Source organism: Streptomyces sp. NPDC049597 (genome assembly GCF_040675505.1).
In the GTDB taxonomy this organism is placed as follows: domain Bacteria; phylum Actinomycetota; class Actinomycetes; order Streptomycetales; family Streptomycetaceae; genus Streptomyces.
The window spans coordinates 1-8,862 of the sequence record NZ_JBFAOY010000065.1 but is presented as its reverse complement, the minus strand read 5'-3'; the positions used below and the strand labels follow the sequence as shown (position 1 = coordinate 8,862).

The window sequence follows — 8,862 nt, the reverse complement described above, 5'->3', positions numbered from 1 at the left end:
CATCATCTCGGACCACGACGCTCGCGCTTCGCAGGTCTCCTTGCTCTGCACGTTCATCCGTACGCGGCTCTGCACATAGGCGAGTACGCCGACACCGGGCCGTCCTCTCCGCAGCTCCCACTCCTGCCGCAGCTGCCGCGCTGAGCAAGGCACGGCTTCGGTCCCTTCTGCGCAAGGCCGGCCGCCAGCGCCGCATCGAGACCCGGGCCGAGCACCTCGCCGGTGTCCTGCGCGAGCCACACATGCGTCAGCTCCCGCGCGTCGAGGAAGCCCTCGGCCAGCAGGTCAGGGCACTCGTCCTGCAACTCGATGCCGCCGCCCAGGCAGCCGACGATCTCGCCACCACATGCGCCGAGACGTTTGCCGAGCACGAGGACGCTGAGATCATCACCAGCTTCCCCGGCCTGGGTGAACTCACCGGAGCCCGCATTTTGGCCGAGATCGGCGACGACCGGTCCCGGTTCGCCGACGGCCGGGCGCTCAAGGCATACGCAGGCTCGGCCCCCATCACCAGAGCCTCTGGCAAGAGCTTGATCGTCAACCACCGCAAGGTGAAGAACCAGCGACTGGCCGCAGTCGGCTACGTCTGGTCGTTCGCCGCGCTGTCCGGCTCCCGCGGAGCTCGCGGCCACTACGACCGCCGCCGAGGCACCGGGGACCGGCACACAGCGGCCTTGCGCAACCTCTTCAACCGGCTCCTCGGCCAGCTCCACCACTGTCTCATCACACGCCAGAACTACGACGAGAACACCGCCTTCCCCACCCCGCTACCGATTTCGGCTTGACGCCATAGACCGATCGGATGTCTCGATGCCCGGCATCGGCGTCAGGACCGGAGCCAGGATCCTCATCAACGTGGGCGACGGCAGCGGCTTCCCGTCCGCCGCCCACCCGGCCGCCTATGCCGGTCTTGCCCCGGCGACGCGAAGTTCGGGCTCCTCAATCCGCGGCGAGCAACCGTCCCGGCGGGGAAACAAGCAGCTCAAACCGCCTTCTTCCTGTCCGCGTTCGCGGCCCTGGCCGACCCGGTCCCCCGGTCCTACTACGACAAGAAGATCAACCAGGGCAAACACCACACCCAAGCCCTCCTCTGCCTCGCCCGACGACGAGCCGACGTCCTCTTCGCGATGCTCCGAGACGGCACCTTCTACGAGCCGCGTCCAGCAGCCGCATGAGAGGCAGGAGGCCTGACCAGCACCTACCGGTTCTGCCCGGCGCCGGGCACGTGAACGGCCACGTCGTAGTTGCCGATCAGGTCGGCAAGACCACGCGGGCTCACGCCCTTCGCGTTCTGCTGCTCGGGATCGGCTCCGGCTTCCAGCAGTACCCGGAGCGTCGCCGGATCACCTCGGTAGTGGAACACCGCGTTGAACAGAGCCGTGTTGCCGTTGCTGTCGCCGACATCCACGGGCCCACCAGCCGCCAGGAGGATCTCTGCGGCCGACGCAGCCTGGGACTGCGCGGCGAAATGCAGGGGCGTCATTCCCGCCTTGTCCGCAAGGCCTGGCTCGGCGCCATCCGCCAGGGCCGCCCTCAAGCCAGCAACGTCTTCGTTCAAGGCGCCGTAGTGCACCGAAGTGCGACCCATCCAGTCCCGACCCTGATCCCCATCCGCCATAACGCCCATCCTCTCCGAGCTTGACGGAAGGGATAGGGGCACCCCCCCGCAAAGGGATGACCACCGCCGAAGCCCGCGTGATGAACGAGCGGGACCAGAATTCGAGCACGAGTGGGACGCCTTGATCTCGGGCTCGACCGCCCGGCTCCCTCTCGCCTCGACCACCCCTTGCTCAGGATGCCGACGGCGACACGTCCGAACTCCTTGTCATGCAAGCCCCCCGCCCCGCCGCGACACGGGGTGCCCCGTCTTTTCCGCATGGCGGCCGCAGACGTACCGTGCCGCAGTCGCGAGCAGAATCCGGATCCACGCGCCGATGGGAACGGGGTCCGCGATGCGCTCTTCGTGGCGTCGTTGAATGTCACGCTCTTCGCGATCGGTTATGTGTCGGCACACGTGCATGGAGACCAATCCCCGGGCCATTCGCTTTCAATCCGCAGCCTGTGGCCTCATTGGCCAGGAGAGCAGGGCCAACAAGGAGGGATTGGTATGGCAGGCGCGCGAACGGTCCGCACCGTGGACCGCAATCTGGGCGGAAGGCAGCTCGCCGCACTGATCACAGGCCCACCTGACGCTCGACTCGGCTACCTCGAATTGGCCAGGGCAGTGCCGACACGTGGCTGGTGATCGACGAGACCATCACCGACATCGCCCTCGACGTCCCGCCTACGTCCCCTTGTGCCTCACTCGCCCATCCCGGCGAGGGCAGCCAGGTAATCACCATCGGTTCCCTGAGTAAGAGCTGCTGGGGCGGCCTGCGAGTCGGCTGGCTGCGGGCCGGCTCCCAGGTCATCACCGAGCTCGCCGCCCTGCGGATCACCATGAACATGGCCAGTTCGGTGCTTGATCAACTCCTGGCCCTGGCACTGCTGGGCCGTTTGGACGAAGTGCTCAGTGATCGGAGAGAGCAGCTGAGGACACACGTGACGCGCTTTCAAACGCTTTGTCACGTCATCTTCCGGAATGGTCCTGGCACGGTCAGCCGGGTGGTCTGTCCCTCTGGGTCGATCTCGGGCGCCCGCACGCCTCGGAGTTCGCCGACCGCGTCCTCAGCCACGGAGTCCGCATCGAGGGCGGAGCTCGCTTCGGCGTGGACCCCGGGACCCACGAACATCGCCTGCGCACCGTGCGTCCACTCCCCGCACGTGTACGACAAGGCAGCGGAACGCCTCGCCGCCGCCCTGGACGGCAGCCCACTGCACACGGCGCATGCGGAGCACCCGCACTGGGTGGCTTGATGGAGCGATACCTGGCAGCAGTTGCCGTCAGCGTCGTTCGGGCCGTCGGGAGCGACGGCGGCCGGCGCCCTTCGCCCCTGCGGCTTCGACCCGAGTAGCCCCCCAAAAAAACGATGGCAGATACGTCGTCATACGAGTCGGCTCAGCTGAAGAATCGCGAAGCCTAGTAGCGAGACACCGCAGCAGGCTTCGAGTACGCGTACGGCCAGTGGTGGCAGCGCCTTGCGCAGCACCACGATGAGCCCCGCCGCGATCAGGCACCACAGCATCGAGGAGGCCATGAACCCGGCAAAGAAGACACCCAGCTCCGCCACGCCGCCCGGGCCCAGCACGGTGCCCACCCCGCCGGCCGCGCCCGACCAGTAGACAACGTTCCACGGGTTCGCCAGCGACATCCCCGCCCCCACAGCCATGGCCTGGCGGTCTTGTTTGACGTACGGCTCTGCCGTCAGATCGAACCCCTTTCGCGCGAGCGCGTCGCGCAGGCCCGCCACCCCCAACCAGGCCAGCAACAAGCACCCGGCCACGGTGAGCGGCACGCGCAAGGCCGGTACGGCGAACAGCGCCCCCACCCCGGCCAGGCCGAGCACCGCCCAGACGGCGTCGCCCACCAGCGAGCCGACCTGGACCGCGAAGGCAGGGCCGAACCCGCCCCGGATTCCGCGCCGCAGCGACTCGCTGAACACCGCGCCGGGCGTCGCGTTGAACACCAGTCCCAGCCACAGAGCCACCATGAAGATCTCAGTCATGACGGTCACTGTGGCGGTGGCTGGCCGTGCGGTCTTGTCAGATGTTGATCTGAGAGAGCCGACGGTACCGGCCCGGTGTGATGGCGTAGGCCGCGGCGAAGTGGCGGTGGAAATGAGCCTGGTCGGCGAAGCCGAGCCCGTGAGCGACATCGGCGACGCGCTCCCCCTTGCGCAGTCGGCGCCGCGCCTCGGCCAACCGGGCCGACAGGTGCCAGGCGTAGGGCGGGGTGCCGGTGGCCCGGGTGAACGTCCGGATCAGATGCTCCCGGGACATACCGGCCTCGTCGGCCAGCTCGGCCAGCCGCGGCGCGCCGGACAGGTCGGTGCGGAGCCGGGCGAGCACCGCGGCGATCCGGGCGTCAGCGGGTTCTGGAGCACGCACGCGCCGCCCTGCGGCCAGGTCGAACAAGCGCGACAGCACAAGCAGGAGCCGCTCCTGGATCGGAACAGAGGATTCTGCGGGCGGAGGGTGTCCGTCCGGTGCTAGCTCGCGCAATGCTCTGGCCGCAGCGAGAAATTCCTCGCGTAGGCGTGGAGAGCGGACGACGGGCCGTTGGAAGTCGACCGGGGCGTCGCCAGTCAGCGATTCCACCACCGCCGGCGGGACGTACCAGCTCACAGCCGTGAAGGACGCATCGGGCGGGACCTGGGTAGTGCACGACTGGACCTGGCCGGGGTTGTAGAGGGTGAACTCGTCCAGGTTCACGTCGAACGACGTGCGATCCAGCCGGACTCGCTCCAGTCCGCAGAGGTTGACGCTGATCACGTACTCATCGTGGCTGTGCCGCGGGAACCCGCCCGACGGGGGACGCACGACCGTCAGCTGACCTCCGCCCCAATCCGTAACGTGCATGCGCAGAGCGTACGGCAGGCCGGCGGCCTGGCTGAATGGGGCGATAAACCTATTCGATCATGCAACTCGCTGATCGGTGCGACAACGGATTCTGAGACTGCCCCTCGCGTCGCTGTCGGCTCAGCAGCAGCGGAACCCCTCACGGGGATCGGCCTCCCTGGCATCCATGCGGCTGCGCTCGAACTCGCGGCGCGACATCACCTTCGCCCCCGGGTCGTGGGATCTGGCATGGGCGACGTAGTGGTCGTACACCGACTCGCCCGATACCTCGCGCACATACCATCGGACCCGGTCGACCACGCGTCGCACGCCGTTCACCGCTGTCATACCCGCCACGGGGCTCACGTCCTGCCCCTTTCCGCGGCCTCCGGGTCCACGCCACCGGCTCCGACCTCCGCCAGCTCCGCCTTCTCCTGCTTGGTGGGGATCAGACCGGCGGGCGCGACCAGCTTGGAGGCAACGTACGGGCTCTCGGCGAGACGGATGCTCTGCGGGGCGCGGATCGCCTTCATGCTGACTCTGGCCGCATCCGCGAGGACGACCACGATGAGGACGGCGAAGAGTGCCGCGAGAACACCGTCGACGGTCGAGTTGGTCACGATGGTGTGCATCTCGTCCATCGTCTTCGCCGGCGGCAGCACCTGATCGGCCTCGATGCCCGTCTGGTACTTGTCGCGTTGGGCGAAGAAGCCGACCTTGGGGTCGCCCGAGAAGATCTTCTGCCAGCTTGCGGTGAGAGTGACCGCGGCGTCCCAGGCGAGCGGAACCGCCGTCACCCAGGCCCACCTGAGCCGCCCGGACTTGATCAGAAGCGTGGTGCAGACGGCGAGCGCCACGGCCGCCAGCAGCTGGTTGGCGATGCCGAAGAGCGGGAAGAGCTGATTGATGCCGCCGAGCGGGTCGTGCACACCGGCCCAGAGGAAGTAGCCCCAGCAGCCGACGACGACGGCGCTGGCGAACCAGACGCCCGGCTTCCAGCTGACCTGCTTCAGCGGCTTGTAGAGGTTGCCGAGCATGTCCTGGAGCATGAAGCGCCCGACCCGGGTTCCCGCGTCGACCGTGGTGAGGATGAAGAGCGCCTCGAACATGATGGCGAAGTGGTACCAGAACGCCTTCATCCCGGCGCCGCCCACCACGGCGGAGAAGATGTCCGACATGCCGAGCGCGAAGGTCGGCGCGCCGCCGGTCCGCGACAGCAGGCTGGCCTCCTCGACGTCCCTGGCGGCCTGGGTCAGCTGCTCCGGGGTGACGGTGAAGCCGAGGTTGGCAACCGCCTGGGAGGCGGATTCCACGGTGGTGCCCAGAATGCCGGCGGGAGAGTTGATCGCGAAGTACAGGCCGGGGCTGAGGATGGAGGCGCAGATCATCGCCATGATGGCGACGAACGACTCGGTCAGCATCGCGCCGTAGCCGATCATCCGGATCTGGGTCTCCTTCTGGATCATCTTCGGAGTGGTGCCCGAGGCGATCAGGGAGTGGAAGCCGGAGAGCGCGCCGCAGGCGACGGTGATGAACACGAACGGGAACAGCGAGCCCGCGAAGACAGGCCCCTGGCCGTTGCCCGCGAACTCGGTGACCGCCGGCATCTTCAGCGTCGGCAGGGCGATCACCACGCCCAGCGCGAGCAGCACGATCGTACCGACCTTCATGAAGGTCGAGAGGTAGTCGCGCGGTGCCAGCAGCATCCAGACCGGGAGGACGGAGGCGAGGAATCCGTACGCCACCATCCAGATGACCAGAGTGCTCGGCGCCAGGGTGAAGAATTCGGCGAACGAGGACTCGGCGACCCAGCCGCCGGCGACGATGGCGAGCAGCAGCAGCGCGACGCCGATGAGCGACACCTCGGTGACCTTGCCCGGCCGCAGCACCCGCAGATAGACGCCCATGAAGAGGGCGATCGGGATGGTCATGCCGATGGAGAAGACGCCCCACGGCGAGTGCGCCAGGGCGTTGACGATCACCAGGGCCAGCACGGCGAGCAGGATGATCATGATGCTGAAGACCGCGAGCAGGGCCGCGGCGCCACCGAACGGGCCCATCTCGTCACGTGCGATCTGTCCGAGCGAACGGCCGTCGCGGCGCGTGGAGAAGAACAGGGTGACCATGTCCTGGACGGCGCCGGCGAAGATCACGCCGGCGATGATCCAGATCGTCCCCGGCAGGTACCCCATCTGCGCGGCCAGGATCGGGCCGACCAGCGGCCCGGCCCCGGCGATCGCCGCGAAGTGATGGCCGAAGAGGACCCGGCGGTCGGTGGGGTGGAAGTCGACGCCGTTGTTGAGCCGCTCGGCGGGTGTGGCGCGGGTCTTGTCGGCCTTGAGCACGCGGTACTGGATGAAGCGCGCGTAGAACCGGTAGGCGATGGCGTACGAGCCGAGAGCGGCCGCGAGCATCCAGACGGCCGAGATCTCCTCGCCGCGAGCGAGGGCGAGCACGCTCCAGCCGACTGCGCCCGCCAGGGCGACGATCACCCAGATGGCCATCGATTGCGGGCTCATCCTCCGCCGGGAAGGGTTCGGTGGCGCTGGCTCTGTCATGGGGTGGCTCCCGTCCCGTCGTGATCACCTGTACCGCGCAGGAAGGTCAGGGGGACCGTTCACCAGCGTAGCCGCGTACGCGGCGCACCACCCGGTGACGATCCACAGGCCGCCACCAGGACCTGCCTCGTCCGGACCCCGTCGCCTGACGGTGCTGTTGGACGAAGTGGGTGCCGCCCGGCCGGGTGATCTTCAAGGTCCGCGCGCCCACGGGAGTGGGCACGTCGGCGACACCGGGTTGCGGAGGTCTGCCCGCCCTCAGATCCAGGCTGAACCGTGGAGGCGCATCAGGCGGGGCGGGGACCAGGAGAGACGAACCCCCACCTCGGGCTGCTACGGACAGCGTGCACGCGCTCGCGGACGGCCAGGGGCAGAACGACCGCGGCGCGGCCGGCGTCGGCGTCCTGTGCCGTGCGCGCGGCAGCGGTACACACGGTCGGCGACATGTGCCGCCTGATGCTGACCTGCTTCGGCACCGTTCCGCCTCGGCGTCGTGTGCCTGGATACAGCTGAGGGGCCCGTGTGGCACCGGAGTGTGCCTGGCTGCTCTCCTCGTCGCGTCCTCCACTCTTTCTGCAACGCAAGGCCCGTAGAGGTGGCCGCACGCGAGAAAGGGCGGATTCCCTGTCAACCGACTGGAATGCTTCGGCAACTCACATATGGAAGCTGGGAAACGGTTGGATCCGCTGGAGCTGATCGCCACAAGACCCCTCGCTGCGGCCCTCAGCCCTGATCGGTCGCAGCGAGGTCCAGAGCTGGCCGGATGCCGGGACGCGACCAATGCCGCGCGGCTTCACGGCCGGTGGCACTCGAGCAGAGGGAGGGCCCCTGGGCAGCGACCGATCACGCATCTGTCTCGAACTCTACTCATCCGTACCCCTATGCCGAGGACATCAACATTCCCGAGCATTCTCGGAATGTCGTTGTCGAGGGGCCGGCGCGGACAACTCCTGTGCGAAGGCCCTCTGATACCGCCATGTGGCCTGCCGACATCCCGCGTGGACGCGGACAGCTCAACCTCCGCCAGGCCGCACTCCCCGACTGTGAGCCGCAGATGACCACCCTCAGCCCCCGCCCGTCCGACACCGTTGCAACGACCAGCACATGGGTTCTTCCCAGCCCGGAATCTCCAGGTGAGGCCCGGCGTCAGGCCATGGACTGGTTGACGGACCGGCGCCACTTCGAACTGGCAGACACTGCCGCCCTGATCGTCTCCGAGCTGGTCACCAATGCCGTCCGCCATGGTGCTGGACCCGTCTGGTGCACCTTGAGGATTCTTCCTGGGGTCGTCGCAGGATGTGCCGTACGCATCGAGGTGGGCGACCACGGCCGGGGGTGGGACGGCAGCCTGCCGCAGCAGGCAGCGCCCGACGGAGAGACCTGCGACGGGCGAGGCCTTGGCCAGGTTGAGGCACTCTCGTCGCGATGGGGGGCCGTTCGCCTCCCTCACGGCCAACTGGTGTGGTCCGAACTGACAACCGAGGCTCACCACTCCTGCTGAGGGCTGTCACGTCACTGAACGCCGCCGACCGGGGCGGGTGTGGCGGCGTCGCAGTCGCCAGGCTGGCCGCGATGACCGGGTCGAAGGGCGCCGTTCACGGCAGGCCGCTCAACCGTGCCGTGTGGTGACGGCATCGACGAGGAGGGGCCGGGGCGCGGACAGCCGGGGCGTCGACAGGACCAACCCAGCCCTCCTGAGCACGTCGAGGGCGCCGACGGGGTCGGCGTTGGCAACGTGGCCGCGCTTGACGCACTCGGACTTCACGGGGTCCCTGGTGGGGAACTTCCGGCCGCCGCGGGCGGAGCCGAGACAGTCGGGTTGTCCGCATGGCTGAAGATCACGCTGGAGCCGGTGGGTGCCTGGTTG

At 68.2% G+C, this 8,862-nt stretch carries 9 protein-coding genes and 1 pseudogene; 4 read left to right on the top strand and 6 right to left on the bottom strand.

Annotated elements, in window-relative coordinates; all coding sequences use genetic code 11:
* The first annotated feature begins 242 nt into the window (after positions 1-242).
* Together AB0K02_RS33710 and AB0K02_RS33705 are read left to right on the top strand one after the other, a co-directional pair.
* Positions 243-785, top strand: a complete 543-nt coding sequence (locus AB0K02_RS33710) for a transposase (RefSeq protein WP_365996423.1) — start codon at positions 243-245, stop codon at positions 783-785.
* Positions 786-807: 22 nt separating this feature from the next.
* A pseudogene (locus AB0K02_RS33705) lies at positions 808-1,175 on the top strand (transposase); the annotation flags it as partial.
* 23 nt (positions 1,176-1,198) lie between these two features.
* Here the strand turns inward: AB0K02_RS33705 and AB0K02_RS33700 are convergent.
* Positions 1,199-1,618 (bottom strand): ankyrin repeat domain-containing protein, encoded by a 420-nt coding sequence (locus AB0K02_RS33700; protein WP_365996422.1) that lies wholly within the window; start codon positions 1,616-1,618, stop codon positions 1,199-1,201.
* 623 nt (positions 1,619-2,241) lie between these two features.
* Here AB0K02_RS33700 and AB0K02_RS33695 point away from each other — a divergent pair.
* Complete coding sequence (locus AB0K02_RS33695; protein WP_365996421.1) at positions 2,242-2,856, top strand: aminotransferase class I/II-fold pyridoxal phosphate-dependent enzyme; 615 nt, start codon at positions 2,242-2,244, stop codon at positions 2,854-2,856.
* A gap of 128 nt (positions 2,857-2,984) precedes the next feature.
* Here the strand turns inward: AB0K02_RS33695 and AB0K02_RS33690 are convergent, their stop codons facing one another.
* The 4 genes from AB0K02_RS33690 to AB0K02_RS33675 all read right to left on the bottom strand — a co-directional run bounded on the left by AB0K02_RS33690 (position 2,985) and on the right by AB0K02_RS33675 (position 6,995).
* Complete coding sequence (locus AB0K02_RS33690; RefSeq protein ID WP_365996420.1) at positions 2,985-3,605, bottom strand: LysE family transporter; 621 nt, start codon at positions 3,603-3,605, stop codon at positions 2,985-2,987.
* Between the two features lie 37 nt (positions 3,606-3,642).
* Positions 3,643-4,458, bottom strand: a complete 816-nt coding sequence (locus AB0K02_RS33685) for an AraC family transcriptional regulator (protein WP_365996419.1) — start codon at positions 4,456-4,458, stop codon at positions 3,643-3,645.
* 120 nt (positions 4,459-4,578) lie between these two features.
* Positions 4,579-4,785, bottom strand: coding sequence for a YbdD/YjiX family protein (locus tag AB0K02_RS33680; RefSeq protein ID WP_365996424.1), 207 nt, complete (start codon positions 4,783-4,785; stop codon positions 4,579-4,581).
* A gap of 14 nt (positions 4,786-4,799) precedes the next feature.
* Positions 4,800-6,995: a carbon starvation CstA family protein gene (locus AB0K02_RS33675; RefSeq protein WP_365996418.1), complete on the bottom strand. Its 2,196-nt coding sequence runs from the start codon at positions 6,993-6,995 to the stop codon at positions 4,800-4,802.
* A 763-nt stretch (positions 6,996-7,758) separates the two neighbouring features.
* Between AB0K02_RS33675 and AB0K02_RS33670 the strand changes: the two genes are divergently transcribed.
* Entirely contained in the window at positions 7,759-8,496 is a 738-nt protein-coding gene (locus tag AB0K02_RS33670) for an ATP-binding protein (protein WP_365996417.1), read from the top strand.
* 108 nt (positions 8,497-8,604) lie between these two features.
* On the opposite strand, the gene AB0K02_RS33665 is transcribed toward AB0K02_RS33670, so the two are convergent.
* On the bottom strand, positions 8,605-8,862 hold a 258-nt coding region (locus AB0K02_RS33665; protein WP_365996416.1), incomplete at its 5' end, for a hypothetical protein.

Bases quoted from the DNA above. Each gene is read 5' to 3' on its own strand.
- AB0K02_RS33710 (WP_365996423.1), top strand. From the start codon at position 243: ATGCGTCAGCTCCCGCGCGTCGAGGAAGCCCTCGGCCAGCAGGTCAGG.
- AB0K02_RS33700 (WP_365996422.1), bottom strand. From the start codon at position 1,618: ATGGCGGATGGGGATCAGGGTCGGGACTGGATGGGTCGCACTTCGGTG.
- AB0K02_RS33690 (WP_365996420.1), bottom strand. From the start codon at position 3,605: ATGACTGAGATCTTCATGGTGGCTCTGTGGCTGGGACTGGTGTTCAAC.
- AB0K02_RS33685 (WP_365996419.1), bottom strand. From the start codon at position 4,458: ATGCACGTTACGGATTGGGGCGGAGGTCAGCTGACGGTCGTGCGTCCC.
- AB0K02_RS33680 (WP_365996424.1), bottom strand. From the start codon at position 4,785: ATGACAGCGGTGAACGGCGTGCGACGCGTGGTCGACCGGGTCCGATGG.
- AB0K02_RS33675 (WP_365996418.1), bottom strand. From the start codon at position 6,995: ATGACAGAGCCAGCGCCACCGAACCCTTCCCGGCGGAGGATGAGCCCG.
- AB0K02_RS33670 (WP_365996417.1), top strand. From the start codon at position 7,759: ATGCCGGGACGCGACCAATGCCGCGCGGCTTCACGGCCGGTGGCACTC.